At 70.5% G+C, this 24,877-nt stretch carries 22 protein-coding genes and 3 tRNA genes; 21 read left to right on the forward strand and 4 right to left on the reverse strand.

What is annotated here, in order from left to right; translation table 11 throughout:
• The first annotated feature begins 41 nt into the window (after positions 1-41).
• From DEU37_RS02815 to DEU37_RS02835, 5 genes are all read left to right on the forward strand, one after another.
• Positions 42-599 (forward strand): hypothetical protein, encoded by a 558-nt coding sequence (locus DEU37_RS02815; RefSeq protein WP_121189157.1) that lies wholly within the window; start codon positions 42-44, stop codon positions 597-599.
• Between the two features lie 39 nt (positions 600-638).
• Positions 639-1,352, forward strand: coding sequence for a class I SAM-dependent methyltransferase (locus DEU37_RS02820; protein ID WP_121189158.1), 714 nt, complete (start codon positions 639-641; stop codon positions 1,350-1,352).
• A gap of 137 nt (positions 1,353-1,489) precedes the next feature.
• Complete coding sequence (locus DEU37_RS02825; RefSeq protein ID WP_016464333.1) at positions 1,490-2,551, forward strand: polyprenyl synthetase family protein; 1,062 nt, start codon at positions 1,490-1,492, stop codon at positions 2,549-2,551.
• A gap of 64 nt (positions 2,552-2,615) precedes the next feature.
• Positions 2,616-3,989 (forward strand): FAD-dependent oxidoreductase, encoded by a 1,374-nt coding sequence (locus tag DEU37_RS02830; protein ID WP_121189620.1) that lies wholly within the window; start codon positions 2,616-2,618, stop codon positions 3,987-3,989.
• A 142-nt stretch (positions 3,990-4,131) separates the two neighbouring features.
• Entirely contained in the window at positions 4,132-5,088 is a 957-nt protein-coding gene (locus DEU37_RS02835) for an alpha/beta hydrolase (RefSeq protein WP_121189159.1), read from the forward strand.
• Positions 5,089-5,112: 24 nt separating this feature from the next.
• Here DEU37_RS02835 and DEU37_RS02840 read toward each other — a convergent pair whose 3' ends face one another.
• A complete protein-coding gene (locus DEU37_RS02840) occupies positions 5,113-6,546 on the reverse strand; it encodes a D-alanyl-D-alanine carboxypeptidase family protein (protein ID WP_259457154.1) in 1,434 nt (477 codons plus the stop codon).
• Positions 6,547-6,827: 281 nt separating this feature from the next.
• On the opposite strand from DEU37_RS02840, the gene DEU37_RS02845 reads away from it, so the two are divergent.
• On the forward strand, positions 6,828-8,582 hold the full coding sequence (locus tag DEU37_RS02845; protein ID WP_121189160.1) for a long-chain fatty acid--CoA ligase: 1,755 nt from the start codon (positions 6,828-6,830) through the stop codon (positions 8,580-8,582).
• Between the two features lie 32 nt (positions 8,583-8,614).
• Entirely contained in the window at positions 8,615-9,490 is an 876-nt protein-coding gene (locus DEU37_RS02850; RefSeq protein WP_121189161.1) for a DUF1295 domain-containing protein, read from the forward strand.
• 143 nt (positions 9,491-9,633) lie between these two features.
• On the opposite strand, the gene DEU37_RS02855 is transcribed toward DEU37_RS02850, so the two are convergent.
• A complete protein-coding gene (locus DEU37_RS02855; protein WP_183043563.1) occupies positions 9,634-10,302 on the reverse strand; it encodes a L,D-transpeptidase in 669 nt (222 codons plus the stop codon).
• 213 nt (positions 10,303-10,515) lie between these two features.
• On the reverse strand, positions 10,516-11,004 hold the full coding sequence (locus DEU37_RS02860; RefSeq protein ID WP_121189163.1) for a YajQ family cyclic di-GMP-binding protein: 489 nt from the start codon (positions 11,002-11,004) through the stop codon (positions 10,516-10,518).
• An 86-nt stretch (positions 11,005-11,090) separates the two neighbouring features.
• Between DEU37_RS02860 and DEU37_RS02865 the strand changes: the two genes are divergently transcribed.
• The 4 genes from DEU37_RS02865 (at position 11,091) to DEU37_RS02880 (ending at position 13,826) form a co-directional block, all read left to right on the forward strand.
• Positions 11,091-11,957, forward strand: a complete 867-nt coding sequence (locus DEU37_RS02865) for a phosphotransferase family protein (RefSeq protein WP_121189164.1) — start codon at positions 11,091-11,093, stop codon at positions 11,955-11,957.
• A gap of 38 nt (positions 11,958-11,995) precedes the next feature.
• A complete protein-coding gene (locus DEU37_RS02870; RefSeq protein ID WP_061682544.1) occupies positions 11,996-12,481 on the forward strand; it encodes an FBP domain-containing protein in 486 nt (161 codons plus the stop codon).
• 98 nt (positions 12,482-12,579) lie between these two features.
• Positions 12,580-12,661, forward strand: a tRNA-Tyr gene (locus DEU37_RS02875).
• A 112-nt stretch (positions 12,662-12,773) separates the two neighbouring features.
• Positions 12,774-13,826, forward strand: coding sequence for a hypothetical protein (locus DEU37_RS02880; protein WP_121189165.1), 1,053 nt, complete (start codon positions 12,774-12,776; stop codon positions 13,824-13,826).
• 3 nt (positions 13,827-13,829) lie between these two features.
• On the opposite strand, the gene DEU37_RS02885 is transcribed toward DEU37_RS02880, so the two are convergent.
• A complete protein-coding gene (locus tag DEU37_RS02885; RefSeq protein WP_121189621.1) occupies positions 13,830-15,395 on the reverse strand; it encodes an NAD(P)/FAD-dependent oxidoreductase in 1,566 nt (521 codons plus the stop codon).
• 31 nt (positions 15,396-15,426) lie between these two features.
• Between DEU37_RS02885 and DEU37_RS02890 the strand changes: the two genes are divergently transcribed.
• The 10 genes from DEU37_RS02890 to DEU37_RS02935 all read left to right on the forward strand — a co-directional run bounded on the left by DEU37_RS02890 (position 15,427) and on the right by DEU37_RS02935 (position 24,877).
• A complete protein-coding gene (locus tag DEU37_RS02890; RefSeq protein WP_036282812.1) occupies positions 15,427-16,218 on the forward strand; it encodes an inositol monophosphatase family protein in 792 nt (263 codons plus the stop codon).
• 177 nt (positions 16,219-16,395) lie between these two features.
• The gene (locus DEU37_RS02895) at positions 16,396-17,817 is read left to right on the forward strand and encodes a M23 family metallopeptidase (RefSeq protein WP_121189166.1); all 1,422 of its coding nucleotides are present in this window, start codon (positions 16,396-16,398) and stop codon (positions 17,815-17,817) included.
• A 63-nt stretch (positions 17,818-17,880) separates the two neighbouring features.
• Positions 17,881-17,952: transfer RNA gene (locus tag DEU37_RS02900), tRNA-Thr, on the forward strand.
• 35 nt (positions 17,953-17,987) lie between these two features.
• Positions 17,988-18,064 (forward strand) — tRNA-Met (locus tag DEU37_RS02905).
• Positions 18,065-18,223: 159 nt separating this feature from the next.
• Positions 18,224-19,951 (forward strand): ABC transporter ATP-binding protein, encoded by a 1,728-nt coding sequence (locus DEU37_RS02910; RefSeq protein WP_121189167.1) that lies wholly within the window; start codon positions 18,224-18,226, stop codon positions 19,949-19,951.
• Positions 19,948-21,984, forward strand: coding sequence for an ABC transporter ATP-binding protein (locus DEU37_RS02915; RefSeq protein WP_121189168.1), 2,037 nt, complete (start codon positions 19,948-19,950; stop codon positions 21,982-21,984). Before DEU37_RS02910 ends, DEU37_RS02915 begins: the two co-directional genes overlap by 4 nt.
• Positions 21,981-22,790, forward strand: coding sequence for a sulfite exporter TauE/SafE family protein (locus DEU37_RS02920; protein WP_121189169.1), 810 nt, complete (start codon positions 21,981-21,983; stop codon positions 22,788-22,790). The genes DEU37_RS02915 and DEU37_RS02920 overlap by 4 nt, the downstream gene beginning before the upstream one ends.
• A gap of 91 nt (positions 22,791-22,881) precedes the next feature.
• The gene (locus DEU37_RS02925; protein ID WP_016464349.1) at positions 22,882-23,331 is read left to right on the forward strand and encodes a MaoC family dehydratase N-terminal domain-containing protein; all 450 of its coding nucleotides are present in this window, start codon (positions 22,882-22,884) and stop codon (positions 23,329-23,331) included.
• Positions 23,328-23,741: a MaoC/PaaZ C-terminal domain-containing protein gene (locus tag DEU37_RS02930; RefSeq protein ID WP_121189170.1), complete on the forward strand. Its 414-nt coding sequence runs from the start codon at positions 23,328-23,330 to the stop codon at positions 23,739-23,741. The genes DEU37_RS02925 and DEU37_RS02930 overlap by 4 nt, the downstream gene beginning before the upstream one ends.
• Positions 23,741-24,877: a UDP-N-acetylmuramate dehydrogenase gene (locus DEU37_RS02935; protein WP_121189171.1), complete on the forward strand. Its 1,137-nt coding sequence runs from the start codon at positions 23,741-23,743 to the stop codon at positions 24,875-24,877. The genes DEU37_RS02930 and DEU37_RS02935 overlap by 1 nt, the downstream gene beginning before the upstream one ends.

The raw sequence follows: 24,877 nt of genomic DNA on the forward strand, positions 1-24,877 counted from the left end.
GGAGTCGGGCGACGAAGGTCAGGGCGGGTTAGGCTCCGGCTATGACCGATCGACCCGCGCCCGGCACCCCGCTCGTCTTCCGCTGGCGCAAGTGGGACGGCGCGCCGCACTGGGAGCACGACTGCGTCTACCTCGGCAGCGACGTCCACGGCGATTGGGTGGGTCAGCGCGACGGCTGGCGCAGCGCCCGACCGGGCATCGACACGGTCAGCGACGGCGACAACGTCACTCTGATCCCGCCGAGCGGCGAGTACGCCGCCACCCTCAATGCGACCCACCCGCGCATCGCGATCTACATCGACGTCGCGTGGGATCTGCGCTGGGATGCCGCGGCGGACCCCGACGGCATCCCGAGCCCCACGGGCATCGACATGGACCTCGACGTCGTGCGCGCCCGCGACGGGCGCGGCATCTGGATCGACGACCGCGACGAGTGGGAGGAGCACCGCGTGCAGTACGGGTACCCGCTGGACATCGTCGAGCGGCTCGAACGCGTCGCCCTCGAGCTCGAGGGTGAGGTCCGCGCCGAACGGGCGCCGTACGACCAGGCGACGGCGGCGCGCTGGCTCGCCGTTCTCGCGGCGCTGCCGACGCGCTGAGCGCCGCCGCGGCGTCGGCAGCGCGCCTAGGATCGAAGGGTGAGTGAGCACCGCGCCGACCTGGGCAAGGATCCGTCCCGCGTGAGCGGCATGTTCGACGAGGTCGCGGCCGGCTACGACCGCACCAACACCGTGCTGAGCCTCGGCAACGACCGGCTGTGGCGCATCGCCACGACGCGTGCCATTGCCCCGCGGCCCGGCCAGCGCATCCTCGATCTCGCCGCCGGAACCGGCGCGAGTTCGGTGGCCCTGGCCCGCAGCGGCGCCGAGGTGGTCGCCGGCGACTTCTCGCCCGGCATGATCGCCGAGGGCCGCCGTCGGCACGGGCACGTGCCCAACGTCACGTTCGTCGAAGCCGACGCGATGGCACTGCCGTTCTCCGATGGAGAGTTCGACGTCGTCACCATCTCGTTCGGCCTGCGCAACGTCAACGACCCGAAGAAGGCGCTCGCCGAGATGCTGCGGGTGACCGCCCCCGGCGGCATGCTGCTGGTGTGCGAGTTCTCGCACCCGCAGAACCCCGCGTTCGCGAGCCTCTACCGCTTCTACAACGACCGGATCCTGCCGACCGTGGCGCGCACCGTGAGCTCGAACGCCGACGCGTACGACTACCTCAACGAATCGATCAAGGACTGGCCCGACCAGGTGACGCTGTCGTCGTGGATCCGCGATGCCGGCTGGACCCGCGTCGCCCACCGCGATCTCACCTTCGGCATCGTCGCCCTGCACCGCGCCGTCAAGCCGCTCGCCTGACACCGCTTTTCGACCCGCTGCGCTCGCTCGACGACCGGGCGGGGGAGCGACTCCCGGTCGTCGAGCGAGGGCGCGCAGCGCCCGAGTCGAAACGGCCTCCGCGACCGCGCGTGCGGCGGCCCGGGTAGGCTGGGAGGGTGACTGCGAGCTCCTCCGCTGCCGGTGCGCGATTGACGGCCAACCTCGGTCTGACCGAGCGTGTGCTCGCCGGTCCCCGGATGCGCAAACTGCTCGCCGTCGTGGAGGACGGCCTCGACCGCGTCGAGGACACCCTCGCCCGTGAGCTGCGCGTCAGCGACGCCCTCGCCGATGCCACGACCCGCTATCTCTACGAGGCAGGCGGCAAGCGGGTGCGGCCCATGCTCACCCTGCTCACCGCGCAGCTGGGCGAAGGCACCACAGAGAACGTCATCACGGGTGCCACGGCCCTGGAGATGACCCATTTGGGCTCGCTCTATCACGACGACGTCATGGACGGCGCGGACGTGCGTCGCGGGGTGCCCAGCGCCCACGCCGTCTGGGGCAACAACGTCGCCATCCTCACCGGCGACCTCATGTTCTCGCGCGCCAGCCAGCTCATGGCGCAGATCGGCGAACGCGCGATCCGTCTGCAGGCCGACACGTTCGAGCGTCTCGTCCTCGGACAGATGCACGAGACGGTCGGCGCTCAGGCCGGAGAGGACCCCGTCGAGTTCTACCTCCAGGTGCTGGCCGACAAGACCGGATCGCTGATCGCGGCATCCGCTCAGGCCGGCATCCTGTTCTCGGACGCGCCGTCGGAGTACCGCCGTCCCGCGCTGGAGTACGGCGAGAAGGTCGGCGTGGCCTTCCAGCTGCTCGACGACGTCATCGACCTCTCCGACGATCCCACCGAGACCGGCAAGGTCCCCGGCACCGACCTGCGTGCCGGCGTTCCGACCATGCCCTACCTGCTTCTCGCCCGGGCCGCCGACCCGGCCTCGCGCGCGTTGAAGGCCACGATCGACGACGGCGTCGCGCGCATCGCCGACGGGGCCGACCCCGCGATCCTCGATGAGGCGATGCAGCAGCTGCGTGCGCACGCCGTGACGGCCGAGACCCGTGCGAAGGCGTACGAGTGGGCGGATGCCGCGATCGCGGCGATCGATCCGCTTCCGGCCGGGCCGGTGCGCGACGCGCTCGTGAAGCTCGCCCACGTCATCGTCGACCGCTCCAGCTGATCGCGTCTCGACCCGGGCCTGCCGGCCCTCGCCCCACGACCGGATGAACACGAAGGACACACCCATGACCAAGCTGAGGCTGGCCATCGTCGGCGCGGGCCCCGCCGGCATCTACGCGGCGGACATCCTGTTGAAGGCCGAGCGCAAGTTCGACGTCTCGATCGACCTGTTCGACCACCTCCCCGCTCCCTACGGACTCGTGCGCTACGGCGTCGCCCCCGACCATCCCCGTATCAAGGGCATCATCACGGCCCTCCGCGACGTGCTCGATCGCGGCGACATCCGCATCTTCGGCAACGTCCGCTTCGGTGAGGACATCACGCTCGACGATCTGAAGCAGCACTACAACGCCGTGATCTTCGCGACCGGTGCGATCAAGGACGCCGACCTCGACATCCCCGGCATCGACGCGGCCGGCTCGTTCGGCGCGGCGGACTTCGTCAGCTGGTACGACGGTCACCCGGACTTCCCGCGCGAGTGGCCGCTGGATGCGGCATCCGTCGCCGTGATCGGCAACGGCAACGTCGCGCTGGACGTCGCCCGCGTGCTCGCCAAGCACGCCGCAGACCTGCTCGTCACCGAGATCCCCGCGAACGTGCAGGCGGGTCTGGAGGCCTCGCAGGTCACCGACGTGCACGTGTTCGGTCGACGCGGCCCCGCCCAGGTGAAGTTCACGCCGCTGGAGCTGCGCGAGCTCGGCGAGCTGCGCGACGTCGACATGGTCGTCTACGACGAGGACTTCGACTACGACGAGGCGTCGCGCGCCGCGGTCGCCAGCAACAAGCAGGTCATGGTCATCGACCGGGTGCTGCAGTCGTGGCGTCAGCGGCCGGGCGTCAACAACGCCGGCGGCGAGGCGTCGCGCCGGCTGCACCTGCACTTCTGGGCCAAGCCCGTCGAGGTCAAGACCGATGAGACCGGCCGCGTGGCGGCTCTGGTCTACGAGCGCACGCGACCCGACGCCGAGGGCGGCGTGGTCGGCACCGGCGAGCTGCGCGAGGTGCCGATTCAGCAGCTGTACCGCGCGGTCGGCTACTTCGGATCGCCCCTGCCGGGCGTGCCGTTCGACAAGAAGCACGGCGTGATCCCCAATCACGAGGGACAGGTGCTGCACAAGGACTCCAACGAGCGCGTGCCCGGCGTGTACTCGACCGGCTGGATCAAGCGGGGCCCCGTGGGACTCATCGGCCACACGAAGTCCGACGCGATGGAGACGATCAGCCATCTCATCAACGACCAGGCGTCGTGGTGGCAGCCGGCCGATCCCTCTGTCGAGGCGATTCCGGCGCTGCTGGCCTCGCGCGGGGTCGCCTGGACGGATCTCGACGGGTGGCACCGCCTCGACGAGCACGAGGTCGCCCTCGGCGCCCCGCACGAGCGCGCGCGCATCAAGGTCGTCGACCGCGACGAGATGGTCCGGGTCTCGCGCGGCGAGTAGGCCGCCGGCGCGCCTCGGGAGGAGATTTCGCGTCGGGAGGTCGTTTTCGCGGCATCCGTCCTCCTGAATGGAAACCTCCGCCGGTCCTGCGGCCGTAACCGGCGTCGATGCTTCGCACGCGGCCCGCGGATAGGCTGGCGGCATGGCGGGCGATTGGGGTGCGGACATCCTCGGGCCGGGCTTCGAACAGCAGACGCTCGAGCTGGCGGCGGACGCCGGTCCCGCCACGCTCGTGCGCTCCCTCCCGCGGATGCCGTGGCTGCGGCCGCTGAACGGCGTGGACGTCCTGTACGTGCACGGCTGGTCGGACTACTTCTTCCAGACGGAACTGGCGCGGTTCTGGACCGGGCTGGGCGCCCGGTTCTACGCCCTGGATCTGCACGGGTACGGGCGGAGCCTGCGTCCGGGGCAGACGCCCGGATACGTCACGACGCTCGACGACTACGATCCCGACATCGCCGCCGCCCTCGCCGCGATGGGCACGCACGATCGGGCCCGGCGGCTCGTGCTGCTCGGGCACTCGACGGGCGGGCTCACCCTCAGCCTCTGGGCGGCGCGGCATCCCGGCGCGGCCTCCGCCGTCGTGCTCAACAGCCCGTGGCTCGAGTTGCAGACCGGTGCGATCGGGCGTCAGGCCATCGCGCCGATCATCGCGATGCGCGCCCGCATCGATCCCCTCGGCGCGCACCCGGTCGTCGATCTCGGCTTCTACACGCGGGCGCAGCGCGAGCTGGGCACCCTGCCCGACAGTCCCGAGGGGTGGCGGCCCGAGCGGGGCTTTCCGACTCATCCGGGTTGGCTCGCCGCCGTGATGAGAGGCCACGCCGCGGTCGCCGGGGGGCTGACGATCGACGCTCCGGTGCTCACCCTGCTCTCGGCCGCGTCGACCACGCCGCTGCAGTGGACACCGGAGATGACGTCAACCGACAGCGTGCTGGTGGTCGCCGATATCGCCCGCGCGGCGACGCGACTGGGGCCGCTCGTGACGATCGCGCACATCGACGGTGCGATCCACGATGTGTTCCTGTCGGCGCCGGCGTCGACGGATGCCGCGTACGGCGTGCTGCGCCGCTGGCTCGTCTCGGGCGCGCTCGGCTGACCCGTCCGCTCAGCCGCCGGGCGCTCAGCCGCCGGGCGTCGGACTCGGGGTCGCGGTCGGACTCACACTCGTGCTGTTCGTCGAGCTCGGCGACGGCGCGAGGCCGCCGAGCAGCGAGGGATGGGTCAAGCGCCACCCGTCGTCGGGCGGCGCGATCGTTCCCCGCACGGCCACCGCGACACTGGCGCTGCGCCCGCCGGAGGTCCAGGTCGCGATCCCGACCTGCTGACCGTCTTCGCCGGTCGGCGGGATCGTCAGCGTGATCGAGGCGGTGATCGGCGTGTCCGACCAGGTGAGCAGGCTCTCATCGCGCGACAGCACGAGCTGCGCCTCGCCGCCCCAGGGGCTGGTCACCGTGCCGACGGGCGTTCCCGCTTTCGCAACCGGGACCAGGTGCACGCCGGCGGCGACGCTGCGCAGTGCGGCCGTGACGTCGGCATCCACCTGCTCCCGCGATTGCCCGTCCAGCGAGACGCCGACGATCTTGAGCGGTTCGCCCAGTCCGGGGTTGCTCGTCGCGGTGTAGAGCAGGGCGAACGTCCCGGCGCCGAGGTTGCCCGTCTTCAGGCCGGTGACACCGTCGCTGCCGAGCAGATCGTTGGTGTTGTCGACCTCTCCGACCGTGGGGACGGTGGCAGACGGCATCGACGTGATCCGGGCGAGGGCCGGATCGGCTGCGGCGAGCTGTCCGATGGCGAGCAGATCGCTGGGCGTGCTCGTGTTGCGCTCATCGATGCCGGTGGGCTCCACGATCGTCGTTCCGTTCAACTGGTGAGCCTGGAGCCACGCGCGCGTCGCGGACACGTAGCCCGAACGCGACCCGAATGCCCACATCGCCACCGCATCGGCGTAGTTGCTCGCGGACGGCAGCAGCATGGTGGTCAGGGCGTCGCGCAGCGACATGGAGCTGCCGGTCGGCATGGCGGCCACGGTGGCGCCGAGCACGTAGTACTGGTCGTAGAGGGCGTGGTCGGCCTTGTCGAACGTGATCGTCGGGCCGGGATCGTCGGCATTCTGCAGGGGATGCGCGTCGAGCACGACGAGCGCGGTGATCAGCTTGCTGATGCTCGCGATCGGTCGCGGCTGGTCGTCACCGCTCACCGCGTGCAGCCCTGCCGCACCCAGGTCGCCTGCGGCGCCGACGACCGAGATCGCGGCGGCCCGACCCGAGGGCATCGTCAGAGCCGCCGGGGCGCCCGGGGCCACGGTCGGAACGCGTGTCGACGTCTCGAGAGCGGGTAGCGGCGCGGAGAGGGCCCACGCCGTGTAGCCGCCGGCGCCGGCGACGATCGCGAGCACGACACCCGCGGCGATCAGCCAGCCGCGCGTCCGGCGCCGGCGACGACGGCGCAGGCGCTCGGCATCCGCGTCGGACAGTGGCGCGCGCGAGGCGCCGCCGGGGGCCGAGGCCATCAGGTCGGCGAAGTCGTCGAGCCCGTCACCGTGCGGCGTGTTCATCGGCACCGCCGCACGATGTCCGGACGGGCCGAGAGGGTCAGTGTGACGGCGAGGGAGCTCACCCTGCGAGCGTATCGCGTGAGTGTCGCGCGCCCGGAGTGCGGCGGGGGCGTCTCCGCGGCGGTGGCGACGGTGGCTCATACCGTGTCGGCGGGCGTTTCGGCAACCCGTCCGGGTATCGGACCCGGTCGTGTCAAGATTCTTGAGCGGACCTCCGATCCGATCGGGCCACGGCTCCGAACAAGAGGCAATCATGCCCGTCCCGAAGGAGAGTTCTGCCCGTGAGAGAAGTCTCGACTGCGCCGCTCGCCGACCTCTCGGCCTACCGCAACGTCACCGACTTGCTGATGCGTCGGGTCGACGAGGCTCCCGCCCACGTCGCGTTCGACGTGCGCGAGGGATCGGGGTGGCGGCCGGTGACGACGGCGGAGTTCGCCGCGGAGGTGCGCGCGGTCGCCAAGGGGCTGCTGGCCGACGGCCTCCGACCGGGTGATGCCGTCGCGATCATGGCGCCGACGCGTTACGAGTGGGCCGTCGCCGACTTGGCCGTCTGGTTCGCGGGCGGCGTCGTCGTGCCGGTGTACGACTCGTCCGCGCCGAGCCAGGTCGCCGCGATCGTCGCCGACGCCGGCGTGCGGGTCGCCTTCTTCGGCGACGAGCGCTCGAGGGCGGCGCTGACGGCGGCGGGTGTGCCGGTCGTCCTGGCGCTGACCCGCGGCCTGGCGCGTCTTGCCGCACGAGGGGTCATCGTGGATGATGCCGCGCTCGAGCGCGCCCGCACGGATGCCGGGCCGAGTTCGCCCGCGACGATCGTCTACACCTCGGGAACGAGCGGCACCCCCAAGGGCGTCGTGCTCAGCCACGAGAACTTCCTCGGGCAGGTGCTCAACATCGCCGCCGCGTACTCCGACATCGTGCGCGCGGACGGCAGCACCGTCATCTTCCTCCCCCTGGCGCACGTGCTCGCCCGCGGGCTGCAGCTGATCTGTCTCGCCAGCGGTATGCGCATCGCTCACCTGTCGGAGCCGTCGGAGGTCGTCGCCTCGCTGGCCGAGCTGCGGCCCACCTTCCTCGTGGTCGTGCCTCGCATCCTCGAGAAGATCGCCGCGGCGGCCGGGGCCAAGGCCGCCGACAAGCGCCTGGGGCGCGTCTGGGCTGCCGCGGTGCGCACCGCCACCGAGCTCGCACGGCGCGAAGAGCAGATCGACGACGGCCAGACGCCGGCATCGTCCTGGAGCCTGCAGCTGCGTCGCCGCGTGTTCGATGCCCTCTTCTACCGCCGCATCCGCGCTCTCATGGGCGGACGCATCGGCTACGTGCTCTCGGGCGGGGCGACGCTGCCGTCACGGCTGTCGTTGCTGTTTCGCGGCATGGGCATTCCGGTGATCGAAGGATACGGACTGACCGAGACCACAGCGCCGCTCACCGGCAACCTGCCCGGTCGCATCCGGTCGGGCACCGTCGGCGTGCCTCTTCCCGGCTCGACGGTGCGGATCGCCGACGACGGTGAGGTGCTCGCCAAGGGCGTCGGCGTGTTCGCCGGCTATCGCGACCCGGACGATGACCGCGACGCGTTCGTCGACGGCTTCTTCCGCACCGGTGACCTCGGCAGGCTCGACGAGCGCGGCCGTCTCGTGCTGGAGGGGCGCGTCAAGGACGTGGTCACGACATCCGGCGGCAAGACCGTCGCCCCGGCGCGGTGGGAAGCGGCGATCGAAGAGCACCCTGTCATCTCGTCCGCGGTGACCGTGGGGGAGGGGCGGCCGTATCTGACCGCGCTCATCGTGCTCGATCAGGACGCGGTGACCGCCGCGCGCGGTGGCGCCGTGGCGTTGGATGACCCCGATTTGCGCGCGGAGGTGCAGCGGGCGGTCGACGCCGCCAACGCGCTGGTCTCGCGCAGCGAGCAGGTGCGCCGCTTCGCGCTCGTCTTCGCGGATGCCGAGGACCGCGAGATCGTGACCCCGACGCTGAAGATCCGGCGCCGTCAGCTGCTCGATCGCGAGTCGCGCACGATCGACGCCCTCTACCTCTGACCCGCTGCACGTCCCTCAACCGGAGATCTCCCATGTCACAGCGCCCGGGCGCCATCATCGTCACCATCCTCGTCGCGCTCGGCATCGGCGCGGGGCTCGCCGTCGCGGGAGGAAGCGCCGGTCCGACCTGGGGCGGCATCCCGCTGTTCGCGCTCGCGGTCGTCGCTGCGTTCGTGATCCAGGTCGTCGCCTACATTCCGGCGGCGCTGCTGCGCACCGAGAAGTTCTTCGACCTGACCGGAGGTCTGACGTTCGCGCTGGTCGCGGTCGGACTGCTGGCGGCGGTCACGCCGGCGTCGGTGCGAGCGTGGGTGCTGGCCGCGATGATCGTCGTGTGGGGCGTGCGACTGTCCGTGTTCCTGTACGTGCGTGTGCACGCGCAGGGCACCGACGGTCGTTTCGACGACATCAAGGTCAACCCGTTGGCGTTCCTGCGGGTCTGGATCATCCAGGGCCTGTGGGTCGCCGTCACGTCGTCGGCCGCGTGGGTCGGCATCACCGCCGCGACGGCGGATGGGCTCGACGTGTGGATCATCGTGGGTGCCGTGGTGTGGCTCGTGGGTCTGGTCATCGAGGTCGTCGCCGACGCGCAGAAGGCGGCGTTCCGCAAGGATGCCGCCAACAAGGGGCGTTTCATCGACTCGGGCGTCTGGGCGTGGTCGCGGCATCCGAACTACTTCGGCGAGATCCTCGTCTGGGTCGGCGTCGCGATCGTCGCGCTCCCGGCGGCCGTCGGCTGGCAGTGGGTCACCGTGATCTCGCCGCTGTTCGTGATCCTGCTGCTGACGCGGGTGAGCGGCATCCCGATGCTGGAGAAGCGCGCCGACGCGCGCTGGGGTGACGAGCCCGCGTACCAGGAGTACAAGAAGCGCACGCCGGTACTGGTGCCCGGTTTCGGCCGGGGGTAGGGCCTCGGGCGGCCGGGGGTGAGGGTCGCAGGCGGTCGGGGACAGGCGATCGGCTCGGCGCAGGCAGATCGCCCCGCGATACGCCTGTTCTCGCCGGATCGCCTGTTCTCGGCATCCGCCTGACGGCGGGGGATGCCGAGGATTCAGCTCACGGTGACGCGGGTGCCGACCTCGACGTCCGCGTAGAGACGCGCGATCGCGTCGGTGGGCATGTGCACGCAGCCGTGCGAGCCGTTCTGCAGGTAGCCGTCGGTGCCGAACGGGAAGGTCTGCCACGACGCGTCGTGGAAGCCGACGTCGCCGCCCTGGAAGGGCATCCAGTACGCGACCTGGTCGTCCCAGGAGCCGTGACGGTCGTGGCCGGCGAGTTCGGTGTTCCGCGTCATGCGGGTGATCGCGAAGGTGCCGGTCGGCGTGGCGTAGTCGGGGTCGAAACCGGAGGCGCCGGTGGTCACCGCCGAGTCCATCAGCAGGTTCTCACCCGAGCACTCCCAGAGGTGCTGCGCCGCGATGCTGACGTACACGTGCAGCACGCTGTTCTGGGCCGCGGCGCGACCGGGCCCGGTGCAGTGCGCGTCGGGGACCGGGCTGGTGTGCACCGTCCACACCGCCGGGGTCGGAGTCGGCGTGGGTGTCGGTGTCGGCGTGGGGGTGGAGGTGGGCGTCGGGCTCGCGCTCGGCGTGGCGGCCGCCGTCTGCTGCGCGGATGCGGCCGCAGCCTGAGACCCGCAGCCTGCGAGAAGCAGCATTCCCGCGGCGGTCACCGCGGTCGCCGCTACCAGGCGGCGTGAGCGTCGTCGGATGTCATGCACGCCGAAACCTTACGGTTCCCGGTGATGAATCCGGTGAGTGCCGGGGCGAGGTCGGCCGTTCGCCCCGGTGCCCCGTCGCCTCGTCGACCGGGTGCCCCGTCGCCGCGTCGCCCCGGTGCAGGCAATCTGCCCGGCGCAGGCGAAGACGGCCCAGATCGGCCTGTTCTCGGCAGATCGCCTGCGCCGAGCCGGCCGCTGTGCCCGGTGGCCGCCTTACCGGTAGTTGACGAACTGCAGGTCGACGTCGAGGTCGGCCGCCTTCAGCATCCGCTGCACTTCCTGCAGGTCGTCGCGCGACTTGGACTGCACGCGCAGCTCATCGCCCTGGATCTGCGCCTTGACCGACTTGGGTCCCTCGTCGCGGATGAGCTTGGTGATCTTCTTCGCATTCTCGGAGGAGATCCCCTCCTTGAGCGTGGAGGTGATGCGGTACTCCTTGCCAGAGGCCTGCGGCTCACTCGACTCGAGCGACTTCAGGGAGATGCCCCGCTTGATCAGCTTCGACTGGAACACGTCCAGCACGGCCTTCGCGCGCTCTTCACTGTTGGCCTTGATGAGGATCGCCTCGCCGCTCCAGTCGATCGACGCGTCGGTGCCCTTGAAGTCGTAGCGCTGCTCGACCTCTTTGCGGGCCTGGTTGAGCGCGTTGTCCGCCTCCTGGCGGTCGATCTTGGAGACGATGTCGAAAGAGGAGTCAGCCATGCGTGGCAGTCTAATCGCGCGCGCTCGCGCGGGCCGAGGATGCCGAGGGCCGGCCGCTCATCGTGCGACCCCCATAGGGTCGAATCATGTACACCGGCTTCGTCGCTCCCGCCGATGATGTCGTCGACGATGTCGTCGCTCGCGCGCTGGGCGCTGCAGGGGAGCGGGTGCCGCGCGGCGACTGGCAGCGCGTGGAGCACGGTTCGGCGAACCTCGTCGTGCTCGCGGGGCGCGTGGCCGTGCGAGTGGCTCGCACCGCGGACGCGGCATCCGAGGCCCTCCGGGCCCAGCGGCTCATCGACGCACTGCCGGCACTGCCTTTCGCGGTGCCGCGCTCCGCGGCGCCGGCGATCGATGACCGTGCCGCGGGCGGTGTGGTCGCGATCGCGCAGGAGCGCGTCGACGGCGAGCCGCATCCGAGCGGCAGCGGCGACCCCGTCGAGCTCCGACGCCTCCTCGACACTCTTCACGAGACCGACCTCGCCCCGCTTCGAAGGCACCTGGCTCATCGACACACCTTCTTCGGTGGCGAGGAGGGGCTGCGTCTCATGACCGGCGAGGCCGTCGCGATGCTCGCTCCGACGGCCCGTGAGGGCGCTCGCCGCGCGGCCGAGGCCTTCGTCGAGCTCGCGCCGCACGGTGATGTGCTGACGCATGGCGACCTGGCCGGCAGCAACGTGCTGTGGACCGATTGCGTCGCCTCCACAGTTTCGGGGCTGATCGATTGGGATCTCGCTGCCGCCGACGACGAGGCGAAGGACGTGGCGGCGCTCGCGACATGGCATGGGTGGGATGCCGTGGCGCAGATCGTGCCACCTGAAGTCACCCACCGCGCACGTGTCACGGCGGCGACCTACCCTCTGCAGCTCCTGTGCTTCGCGATCGCGGGAGGCCGACCCGCGACGGAGATCGAGCGCGCCCTCACGCGGGCCAACGACACGTACGCGAGCTGACCGGCCCGGCGCGGCGGGCCGGTTCGTAGACTGGACGGATGCAGCCGCTCACGGAGAACCAGGTGCGCGCCGCCCTCGTCAACGCGACACCCGATGAGCTCGACCGCGTGGGCGTTCCGCTCTCTCTCGTGCTCGCGGACTGGGATCACCTCGATTTCCTCGCGTGGTCCGACCCCGACTTCCGAGGTCGGGGCTACATGATCGTCGAGCGTGACGGCGTGCCCACGGGGATCGTGCTGCGCGCGGCATCCGGTTCCCGTCCGCGCGCGGCGATGTGCAACCTCTGCCACACGATGCAGCCCGGCAATCAGGTCGCCCTGTTCACGGCGCGACGGGCGGGGGATGCCGGGGATCGCGGCGACAGCGTCGGCACCTACATCTGCGCCGATCTGGGCTGCCACGAGAACGTCCGCCTTGCGGCGCCGCTCGCGCCGAGCGAGGTGCGTGCCAGCGTCGATCGCCGCATCGACGGGACGCGCCACCGCGTGGAGGCCTTCGTCGAGCGGGTCGTGGCGCCGGTCTGACGCCGGCTGCGGCCTCTGGTTTTTGGGAACGCGTGCGGCCGGGTAAGATGGTTGATCGCGCCTCCGGTCGACTGTAAAAGCCGGGCGGGTGCGCACTTGGCGAGTTACCCAAGCGGCCAAAGGGATCTGACTGTAAATCAGCCGTCTTCGACTTCGGGGGTTCGAATCCCTCACTCGCCACCCACCGAAAGGCCCCGCAGATGCGGGGCCTTTCCTGGTCTGCGCTCTCCACGCGGACCGACCCCCGTGACAGGATGGGGGCACGGCTGGATGCCCGACGAAGGGGAGAGACATGACCGAACCGACGAGTTCGCCGCAGTCGAACAAGATCCTGCGCGCGACGATCTGGGTCGCGATCGGCGCTCTGATCGCCGCCGCGCTCGTGTGCGTGGTCTGGGTGCTGATCGGGGACTCGAACGGCATCGTCGGCAAGGCGTTCCTGACGATCCTGCTGCTCGCGGGCTTCGCGGGCGTGGCGATCGCCGAGTCGAACATGGCGCAGAACCGGCCCACCTGGCTCGCGCTGACGAGCATGATCTCGTGGGTGCTGATCCTGCTGGTCGGGGCGTTCCTCATCTGGATGCCGACCAGTGGCTACTTCGGTGTCGGTGCCGAGCGGCTGTTCAAGTTCATCGTCATCGCGCTCATCGTCCAGGGCGCTCTCCTGCACGCCCGCCTCTTCCTCAAGGCGTTCCAGCGCCACCAGACGACCTTCACCTCCATCGTCACCTACGTGACCATCGGCCTCGTCGTCATCCTCATGGTGATGCTGGTGCTGCCGCTCATGACCGACGAGTTCGTCACCTACCGTCCGCTCTACTGGCGCGTGGTCGTCGCGCTCGCGATCCTGTCGGCGGTGGGCACGGCGCTCCTGCCGCTGGTCAACGCCCTCTTCGCCCCGAAGCGTCCGCGCCCGCACCTCGCCGCCCCCTACGGCGCGGCCCCCTACGGTGCCGCCCCCTACGGCGCGGCTCCTTACGGCGCGGCGCCCTACGGCGCGGCGCCCTATGGTTCGGCCCCGCTCTCCGTGGCGGCGCCCGCGGCGCCGGCTCCCGCGCCCGCTGCCCCCGCTCAGCCGGCGGCTGCCCCCGCTCAGCCGCCTGCGCCGGCACCGGCACCCGCTCCGGCGGCATCCGCACCGTGGCCCACCTTCGCCGACGGCGTCACGCCGCTGCCGGTGTTCCCCGACGGCTCGCCGGACTGGAACGCTTACTACACGGGTCAGCCCTCGCCCGGCGCACGCTTCTGGTTCGCGGAGGGCGCGAGCGCCCCGACGGCTCCGGCCGCGCAGGGGCACGACGGGTACCCGCCGGCCCCGCCGCTGCCGCCCCAGCAGCACAGCTGAGCGTCAGTCGAGCATCTCCAGCGCCGCCATCGCGGCGTTGTGACCGCCGATGCCGCTGACGGCGCCGCCGCGGCGCGCGGCCGAGCCGCACATCAGCACCCGCTCGTGCGCCGTCGCCACGCCCCAGCGCTCGGCCGGCGTCTCGAGCGGCTCGTCGTCGCTCGCCCACGGCCACGACAACGGCCCGTGGAAGATGTCGCCGGCGGTCATGCCGAGCGATCCCTCCAGGTCCGTGGTCGTCCGCGCTTCGATGCACGGCGAGCCGTCGGGCGCGACGTACAGGCAGTCGGCGAGCGGTTCGGCGAGCACCGCGTCGAGCGAGCGGGTCGCGGCATCCACGAGCGTCGACCGGTAGTCGGCGCTCGAGAAGCCGGCGGCCAGTCGGTGCGGAACCTGCAGGCCGAAGAGCGTCAGCGTCTGGGCTCCCGACTGCTGCAGGGCCGGCCCGAGAATCGACGGGTCGGTGAGGGAGTGGCAGTAGATCTCGGCGGGGAGGGGGTGCGGGATGCCGCCATCGGCGGCGGCCGCGTAGGCGTCGTCGAGCTGGGCCATCGTCTCGTTGACGTGGAACGTGCCGGCGAAGGCCGCTTCGGGCGAGACCGTCGTGTCACGCAGACGCGGCAGACGTGACAGCAGCATGTTGACCTTCAGCTGTGCGCCCTCCGGGGCCGCGTCGTCCGCGGGGTCCGCCGCGTCGCCGAGGAGCCGATCGAGCACCGCGGGGCCCACGCCGCTGAGAACCAGGCGTCCGGTGAGGATCTCGCCCGAGGCGAGCGTCACGGTGCCGCCGGGCGCGACCGCGCTCACGGTCGCATTGACGCGGATCTCGGCGCCCGCGCGGCGCGCCGCGTTCTCGAGCGCGGCGCTCACTCGGCCCATGCCGCCGACGGGGACGTCCCAGTCGCCGGTGCCGCCGCCGACCACGTGGTAGAGGAAGCAGCGGTTCTGGCGCAGGGAGGGATCGTCGGCCCAGGAGAAGGTGCCGATGAGACCGTCGGTGAGGGCGATGCCGCGCGCGATGTCGGTGCCCAGCCCGTCGCGCAGCAGGCCGCCCAGCGGTCGCGTCGTGAGCGCGTCCCAGAGCGCCGTGTCGGCGACTTCCGCTCGCATCTCGCCCGCGCGGCGCAGGGGCTCTGTCACCGAGGGGAAGACGGTCGCAGCGAGCGGGAGGACGCGGTCGGTGAACGCCTCGAAGCGCTCCGCCTCGCGGAGGTCACCGGTCGTGCGGATGACGCTCGCGGTGGTGGCCGCGGCATCCGCGTTGTCGATGAGGATGCCGCGGGACGGGTCGGCGGGGTCGGGGGTGTACGACGAGTAGCGGCGCCGTCGCAGGTCGAGGCGCAGATCGAGGTCGTCGATGATCGTGCGGGGCAGCAGGCTCACGAGGTACGAGTAGCGCGACAGGCGCGCATCCACGCCCGCCCACGGCTGCTCCGACACCGCGGCGCCGCCGACGCGGTCCTGCCGTTCCAGCACGACGACGCGCTTGCGCGCCCGGGCGAGATAGGCGGCGGCGGTGAGGGCGTTGTGGCCACCGCCCACGATCACGACGTCGTAGTGCGCGCTCATGAGGCCACGGTAGTGCGCGTAGCGTGGAGGCATGGTGGATGCCGCGCAGTGGGAAAAGATCGCCGTCGACATCGCACGGGAGGCCGGCGCGCTCGCCCGGCGTCGCCGGGCCGAGGGTGTTGCGGTGGCGGCGACGAAGTCCACACTCGCGGACATCGTGACCGAGGCCGACCGCGAGGTGGAGCAGCTCATCCGCGACCGGCTGGCCGCAGTCCGGCCCGACGACGGCTTTCTCGGGGAGGAGTCCGACCCGCAGCCCGGCACGAGCGGTGTGACCTGGGTCGTCGACCCCATCGACGGTACGGTCAACTACGCCTACGGCATTCCGCAGTACGCGGTCAGCATCGCCGCCGTGACCGGGGAGGCGACGCCCGAGACGTGGGTCGCACAGGCCGCGGCGGTCTACAGCCCCGCCGTCGACGAGCTCTTCCACGCGCACCGCGGTGGAGGGGCCTGGCTCGGCGATCAGCCTCTGCACGTATCGACGGTGACGGATGCCGGGGCCCTCCTCGCGACCGGCTTCGGATACGACCCCGCCACCCACGACGGCGATCTGGCGCGGGTGCGCCGGATGATGGTGCTCGCCCGCGACCTGCGTCGCGCCGGCGCGGCCTCGCTCGACCTGGCCTACGTCGCCGCCGGGCGGCTCGACGGGTACTTCGAGCGCGGGCTCAAGCCGTGGGACCACGCGGCGGGGGCGCTGCTGGTGACGGAGGCGGGCGGCATCGTCGGCGGTCGCCCGGGCGGCGCGCCCGGTGCGGAGATGACGATCGCGGCCGGTCCGGAGCTGTTTCCGCGGATGCGCGAGCTGCTGGAGGTGTGAGGCGTCCGCGGGTTGATAGGAACGTGGACCGTGTGTCCATGGCATTCCCAGCGACCACGATGTAGTGTTTACCCGATCGTTATCTTTGCCGGCCCGAACGGCGAAGCGATCCGAAGCCCGTAGTACGTCGTCGTGCGGAGCCCCCCTTCCGCGCGGCCTGACGAGAGCCTGTGTGATTTGACCCCCGACACCCCCGCGGCCGATGCGACGCCCTCGCGGCGTGCCAGCCGACGAACCGAGTCGGCCGCAACGCCGACCGGGCCGGGTGCTCTGACCCGCGCTGAGTACCGTCGCCTGGCTGCCGAGGCCGCCGCCGTGGCCGCGCCCGTGGACGATGCTCTGCCCGCTGCTTCCGCCGTTGTCGTCGAGGTGGCGCAGCCCGAGGCGCCCGTCGAGTCCGCGCCCACCGAGCCCTCCCTCGCCGAGTCGGTCGTCGCCGACGTCGCTGCGGCGATCGTCGCCGAAACCGTCGTCGGCGCACAGCCCGACGAAGCCTCCCGTCGGCGTCTGCGCCGTGCCGCGCGAGCCGTGTTCGAATCGGTCGCCACCGAGGATGCGTCCGCGGTCGCCGTGACGGCGGCCGCCGCCGTCGACCACGAAGCGGATGCCGTGCCCGCTCCGGTCGCCGACCAGCTCCCGAGCGATTCCGCGTTCGTCGCGGCATCCGAGAGCTGCGACCTCGACGAGTTCGAGTTCGCTGCCCGCCTGTTCTCCTTCACGGGGGAGATGCCCGTGCAGCGTCCCTCGACCGCCGCTGCCGAGCCGGCGGAGCCGGTTTCCGCTGCCGAGGCCGTCGTCCATGTCGTCGCACGCCGCCGCCCGCGTGGCGCGGCGATCGCCAAGCGGATGGCTGCGGCGTCGTTCTCGGTGGGCGTCATGGCGGTCGTCGGCCTGCTCGCCGTGGGCACGACCACGCCGGCGGCTGCGATCGCCTCGGCATCCGACTCGTCGAACACCGCCGCGCAGCCCACCGTCGTCGCCGCCAGCCAGAAGCTGACGAAGAGCTCGGATGCCGGTCAGATCCAGGCGTTCGTCGCTTCGGGAACCGATGCTCCGACCGCGCTGGATCGACCCGAAAGCTACAACGTCACGTCGATGTCGGAGCTTGCGGCCGAGTCGGGCGTGCGCCTGTTCGCGAACACGTGGGTGAACGACCCGTCGTCGCCCATCCAGTACCCGTTCCCCGTCGGGGTGCCGATCTCGGCCGCCTTCGGGTCCATCGCGTACCTCTCGGAGTTCGCCACCCCCCACAACGGCGTCGACCTGACCCCGGGTGAGGGCGCGGAGATCCACGCTGTCGCCGCGGGCACCGTGCGCATCGCGACCGAGTCCGGTGGCGACTACGGTGTGACGGTGCTGATCGACCACATCATCGACGGCCAGCTCGTCTCCACTCGCTACGGCCACATGCAGTACGGCTCGCTGCAGGTGAAGGTGGGCGACAAGGTCACCGCCGGACAGGTCATCGGCCGCGTCGGACAGACCGGCAAGGCGACCGGACCCCACCTGCACCTCGAGGTGCTGCTGGGGGGCACCACTCGCATCGACCCGATGCCGTGGCTGGCCGAGCACACCAAGCCCGGCCACACCGTCGGCTGAGCCGATTCTGTCGGACGCCCCGGCTCTGATATTCTTTTCTGGTTGCCCCGAGAGGGGTGGCACGCCCCGATAGCTCAGTGGCAGAGCACTTCCATGGTAAGGAAGGGGTCGTCAGTTCAATCCTGACTCGGGGCTCGCAGCATCCACATCTCGCCGTGTGGGTGCGGCGCGGCGGGGTAGCTCAGTTGGTGAGAGCGCACGACTCATAATCGTGAGGTCGCGGGTTCAAGCCCCGCTCCCGCTACCAAGAACCCAGATCAGCCCCGGACAGTCCGGGGCTGTTTTGCGTTTTGGGCGGTGGAGCTCGTACGCCGCCCCGAGGCACGGTTCGCAGCACGCGACGAGTGCATGTCCGAGCCCGGCGATAGCATGAACCGTTCCCACCCGGCCCGTAGACGGAGTCCTCATGCTCGGAAAGCTCCTCGTCCGGTATCTCTGGACGTACAAATGGTGGCTGCTGGGCGTGCTCGTCTTCCAGTTCGCCTCCGCGATGGCATCCCTCTACCTGCCGCGCCTGAACGCCGACATCATCGACAAGGGTGTCGCCGCGGGCGATACCGGCTACATCTGGTCGCGCGGCGGCTTCATGCTGCTCATCGCGCTGGGGCAGATCGTCGCCTCGGTGATCGCGACGTTCTTCGCCGCGCGCGCCGCGATGAGTGCGGGGCGTGACATCCGCCGCGACGTCTACGACAAGGTCAGCGGCTTCTCCGAGCGGGAGGTCTCGTCCTTCGGCGCCGGCACGCTCATCACCCGCAACACCAACGACGTGCAGCAGGTGCAGATGCTCGCGATGATGGGCGCCACCATGCTCGTCACCGCGCCGCTGCTGGCGATCGGCGGCGTCATCATGGCCGTCCAGCAGGATGCCGCGCTCAGCTGGCTCATCGCCGTCGCGGTGCCGACGCTGCTCGTGATCGCCGGTTTCATCATCAGCCGCATGGTGCCGTTGTTCCGCGAGTATCAGGGCAAGCTCGACGGCGTCAACCGGGTCATGCGCGAGCAGCTGACCGGTGTGCGCGTCGTCCGCGCGTTCGTGCGTGAACGCATCGAAGAGGCCCGGTTCCGCGTCGCGAACACCGACATCATGGTCGTCGGACGCAAGGTCGGCTCACTGTTCGTGCTCATGTTCCCGCTGGCGATGCTGGTGCTCAACCTCACCGTCGTCGGCGTCATCTGGTTCGGCGGCATCCAGGTGGATGCCGGGGACGTCCAGATCGGCACCCTCTTCGCCTTCATGCAGTACGTCGGTCAGATCCTCATGGGCGTGCTCATGGCGACGTTCATGACGATCATGATCCCGCGCGCCGCCGTCTCCGCCGATCGCATCGGCGAGGTGCTCGACTCGACCGATGCGCTGCACCGCCCGGCGCGACCGGTCACGCAGTTCCCCGACCTCGGCGCCGTCGAGTTCGACGACGTCACCTTCAGCTACCCCGGCGCAGAGGCGCCCGTCCTCGAGAACATCTCGTTCCGCGCCGCCCCCGGCCAGACCGTCGCCATCGTCGGATCGACCGGTTCGGGCAAGACGACGCTCGTCTCGCTCATCCCGCGACTGTTCGACGTGACCGGCGGCACCGTGCGCGTCGGCGGCGTCGACGTGCGCGAGGCCGACCTCGACGAGATGTGGCGGGGCATCGGCTACGTCCCGCAGCGCGCGTTCCTGTTCACGGGCACGGTCGCCAGCAACCTCCGCTTCGGACGGGAGGACGCGACCGACGACGAGCTGTGGCAGGCGCTCGAGATCGCCCAGGGGCGCGATTTCGTCGCCGAGATGGACGGCGGCCTCGATGCGCGCATCGCGCAGGGCGGCACCAACGTCTCGGGCGGTCAGCGCCAGCGCCTGTCGATCGCTCGCGCCATCGTGCACCGGCCGCACGTGCTCGTGTTCGACGACTCGTTCTCGGCGCTCGACGTCACGACCGATGCCCGGCTGCGCCAAGCTCTCTGGCGCGCGCTTCCCGAGGTGACCAAGATCGTCGTCGCCCAGCGCATCTCGACCATCGCGGATGCCGACGTCATCGTCGTCCTCGACGACGGGCGCATGGTCGGCATCGGCACGCACGAGGAGCTTCTCGCCGCAAACGACACGTACCGAGAAATCGTCGAATCGCAGTTGGGAGTCGACGCATGAGCGCGCCGAACACCGCCGCCCTCTCCGAAGAGGAACGCGAAGAACTCGAGCTCGCCGAACAGGCGCGGCTCAACTCCGGCTCGTGGGATTCCGTCGCCCCCGGCAAGGCCGCCAACTTCGGTCGCAGCTTCGTGCGGATGATCGGCCTGCTCGCCCCGTACAAGTGGACGTTCGGGTTCGTCTCGCTGCTGGGCGCCATCGGCGTCGTGCTCGCCGTCATCGCACCCAAGGTGCTCGGTGAGGCGACCAACATCCTCTTCGAGGGCGTCGTCTCGGCATCCCTCGCTGCGCAGTTCCCCACGGGGACGAGCCAAACCCAGGTCGTCGACGCCCTGCGCTCCGCGGGGCAGAACGACATCGCCAACATCGTCTCCGCGATGCACGACTTCCAGGTCGGCGCCGGCGTCGACTTCGAGCGTCTGAAGTGGGTGCTCGTCGCTGTTCTCGCGATCTACGTCGTATCGGCCGTGCTCACCTGGCTGCAGGGCTACGTCATCAACGTGATCATGGTGCGCACCATGTGGCGCCTGCGCGAGTCGGTCGAGGCGAAGATCAACCGACTGCCCCTGTCGTACTTCGACCGGGTGCAGCGGGGCGAGCTCATCTCGCGCGTCACGAACGACATCGACAACATCACCCAGACCATGCAGCAGTCGTTGTCGACCGCCGTCACCAACGTGCTGACGGTCGTCGGCGTGCTCATCATGATGTTCTCGATCTCGTGGCAGCTCGCGATCGTCGCCCTCATCGCCCTGCCGCTCATGGGCGTCATCTTCGGAGTCATCGGCCCGAAGTCGCAGAAGGCCTTCGCCACGCAGTGGCGCAAGGTCGGCCGGCTCAACGCCCGCGTCGAGGAGTCGTTCTCCGGTCACGCCCTCGTGCGCGTGTACGGTCGCGAGAAGGATTCGCGGGAGAAGTTCCAGCAGGAGAACGAAGAGCTCTACCAGGCGGCGTTCAAGGCCCAGTTCCTGTCGGGCCTGATGATGCCGGCGATGATGTTCATCGGAAATCTCTCCTACGTCGGCATCGCCGTGCTCGGCGGCCTCATGGTGGCGTCCGGGCAGCTCCGGCTCGGCGACGTGCAGGCCTTCATCCAGTACTCGCAGCAGTTCACCCAGCCGCTGTCGGAGCTCGGTGGCATGGCCGCCGTCGTGCAGTCCGGAACGGCCTCGGCCGAGCGCGTCTTCGAACTCCTCGACCAAGACGAGCAGGAGCCGGATGCCGAAGACGCGCCCGCCCTGCGTGAGGGACGCGGCGTCATCGAGTTCCAGAACGTCGCGTTCTCGTACAGTCCCGACAAGCCGCTCATCCGCGACCTGTCCTTCCGCGTCGAGCCGGGCCAGACCGTTGCGATCGTGGGTCCGACCGGCGCGGGCAAGACGACGCTCGTGAACCTGCTGATGCGCTTCTACGAGCTCGACGGCGGACGCATCCTCCTCGACGGGCAGGACATCTCCGCGCTCACCCGAGACGACGTCCGCTCGCGTACCGGCATGGTGCTGCAGGATCCGTGGCTGTTCGCCGGCACGATCCGCGAGAACATCCGCTACGGCAACGAGGAGGCGTCCGACCTCGAAATCATCGAGGCCGCCGTCGCGACCCGGGTCGACCGCTTCGTCCACTCCCTGCCCGACGGGTATGACACCGTGCTCGACGAGGATGCCGCCAACGTCTCGGCCGGGGAGAAGCAGCTCATCACGATCGCGCGTGCGTTCGTCGCCGAGCCGAGCGTGCTCATCCTCGACGAGGCCACGAGCTCGGTCGACACTCGCACCGAACTGCTGTTGCAGCATGCGATGTCGGCGCTGCGCGAAGGGCGCACGTCGTTCGTCATCGCGCACCGCTTGTCGACGATTCGCGACGCCGACCTCATCCTCGTGATGGAGCACGGCGACATCGTCGAGAAGGGCAGCCACGACGAGCTGATCGCCGCAGAGGGCGCCTACTGGCGCCTCTACCGCTCGCAGTTCGAGCAGGCCGCCGCCGGTGCCGACGACCCGACCCCCGAGGCCGGCGGCGGGACCGACGCGTGAGCGGCGGTGCGCCCGCGACGCCCGCCCGGCGTCGCGACCTTCGCTTCGTGCTGTCGTGCGTCGGCGTCGGCCTCGCCGCCGGTCTGCTGTCGGGCCTGTTCGGGGTCGGCGGTGGCACCGTCATCGTGCCGATGCTGGTGCTCCTGCTGCGCTTCGACCAGCGGCTCGCGGCGGGCACGTCGCTGGCGGCCATCGTGCCCACGGCATCCGTCGGCGTCGTCTCGTACGCGATCCACGGGTCCGTCGCCTGGATCCCCGCGCTCATCCTCGCCGCCGGAGCCGTCGTCGGCGCGCAGATCGGTTCCTGGCTGCTCGCCCGCATCCCGCAGAACGCGCTGCGCTGGGGATTCGTCGGCTTTCTCGCCGTCGTGATCGTGATGCTGTTCATCGTCGTTCCCTCACGCGAGGCCGCTCTCGAGCTCACCGTCGCGTCCGGAATCGGCTTGGCGGTGCTGGGCCTGTTCACCGGTGTGATGGCGGGCTTGCTGGGAGTCGGCGGCGGGGTGATCGTCGTGCCCGCCCTCATCTTCCTCTTCGGCACGAGCGACCTCATCGCGAAGGGTACGTCGCTGCTGATGATGATCCCGACCGCGATCTCGGGTACCGTCGGCAACGTCAAGCGCCACAACGTCGACCTGGTCGCCGCCGTGCTCGTCGGCGTCGCGGCCTGCACGACGACGGCTCTCGGCGCCTGGATCGCGACGCTGCTGTCGCCCTTGGTCGCCAACATCCTCTTCGCGTGCTTCCTCACCTTCATCGCTGCGCAGATGGCGGTACGGGCCCTTCGCGCGCGCCGCGCGCGCTGACGCGTTCATCCGTCCCGAACGGTCGCCTCGGCGGGTTTGATGCGGTGCCGGTGGACGGACGAGCGGGCAGCGCCGTCGGTAGGATCGAGGGGTGTCAGTGAATCCTGAGCTGGTGGGTCGTGTCTTCCCGCCGACCGCTTCCTATCTCGTGGGCCGCGAGAAGGTGCGCGAGTTCGCGCGCGCCGTCTTCGCCGACGCCCCCCAGCACCTCGACCCCGCCGCCGCACAGGCCCTGGGTTACCGCGACGTGGTCGCACCGCCCACGTTCGCGATGGTCATCCAGGACCTGACGATGCAGCAGCTGCTGGCCGTCGAGGACTCCGGCATCGCCCTGGAGCGCACCGTGCACGCCGAGCAGCGCTTCCGCTACAGCCGTCCGATCGTGGCCGGAGACGAGCTGACGGCGCAGCTGAGCATCACCGGCATCCGCCCGTTCGGCGCCGGAGCCATGGTGACCAGCGAGGCGGAGATCACCGACGCCGACGGCGAGCACGTCGTCACCGCCACATCCGTTCTGCTCATCGGAGGCGAGGTCTCGTGACATCCGCAGCCCTGGAAGTCGGCACCGTCGTCGCCGAGCGCACCGTGCACCTGACCCGCGAGTCGCTCGTGCGCTACGCGGGCGCGTCGGGGGATTTCAACTCCATCCACTACCGTGACGACGTCGCCGCGCGCGTGGGCCTTCCCGGCGTGCTCGCGCACGGCATGCTCACGATGGGCCTCGCCGTCGAGACCATCGTCGAGTGGCTCGGTGATGCCGGCCGCATCCTCGAGTACGGCGTGCGCTTCACGCGTCCCGTCGTGGTGGATGCCGAGGATGGTGCCGACCTCTTCGTCTCGGCCAAGGTCGGCGCCCTCGACGACGAGGCCGCCCGCATCGACCTCACCGTCACGTTCGGCGACACGACCGTGCTCGGCAAGGCGCAGGTGCGCGTGCGCCACCAGTCCTGATGGCCGAGATCACGCCGGTCCCGCTCGCCGACCTGACGACCCTGCGTGTCGGCGGCACGCCCCTGCGCATGGTCGAGGCCCGCACCCGCGACGAGCTCATCTCGGCGCTGCAGGAGGCGTGGTCGCAGGGGGAGCCGTGGCTCGTGCTCGGCGGCGGCTCGAATCTGCTCGCCGGCGACGAGCCCTTCGACGGCACCGTCGTGCTGGTGCGCACCTCCGGCATTCAGCGTGTCGAGGGTGCTCGGGAGGGTCACGTCCGCCTGCGCGTCGACGCCGGTCACAACTGGGACGCCCTCGTCGAGTACACGGTCGCGGCCGGGCTGGCCGGCATCGAGGCCATGAGCGGCATCCCCGGCTCTGCCGGCGCGGCGCCCATTCAGAACGTCGGCGCGTACGGGCAGGAGATCGTCGAGACGCTCGTCGAGGTCGAACTGCTCGACGAGGCCACCGGCGAGGTGGAGACCGTCTCGGCCGACGCACTCGGCTTGGGCTTTCGCACGTCGGTGCTCAAGCAGCACTACGGTCGGGGCGCCGAGCGCTCCGGCGTCATCGTCTCGATCACCCTCGAACTGCAGGACGTCGGCGCCGGCGACGTTCCCGTGCGCGGCGCTCAGCTGCGTCAGGCGCTGCGCCTGGCTCCGGATGCCGCGGTCTCGCTCCGGTGGATCCGCGAGACGGTCCTGGCGACACGGGCCGCCAAGGGCATGGTGCTCGATGACGCCGATCCCGACACCCACAGCGCCGGGTCGTTCTTCCAGAACGCGATCGTCTCGGCATCCTTCGCGCGCACCCTCCCGCCCGAGTGTCCTCGTTGGCCGATGGCCGTGGAGATCGAACCGGTCACCGTCATCCCCCTGGCCGCCTTCGACGGCGTCGTGCCTCCGCCGGTCTCGGTGCAGCCGGATGTCAAGGTCAGTGCGGCCTGGCTGATCGAGCACTCGGGTCTCGGCAAGGGCTTCCGGCTGCCGCGCTCACGGGCGGGATTGTCGACGAAGCACGCGCTTGCTCTCACGAACCGCGGCGGAGCGACGGCCGGCGAGGTCGCTGAACTCGCGCGTTACATCCAGCACCGTGTGCAGTCCGAGTTCGGTCTGCTGCTGCAGCCCGAACCGGTGCTGGTGGGCGTCGAGCTGTAG

Origin of the sequence: Microbacterium sp. AG790, assembly GCF_003634765.1 — a bacterium.
Lineage (GTDB): Bacteria > Actinomycetota > Actinomycetes > Actinomycetales > Microbacteriaceae > Microbacterium.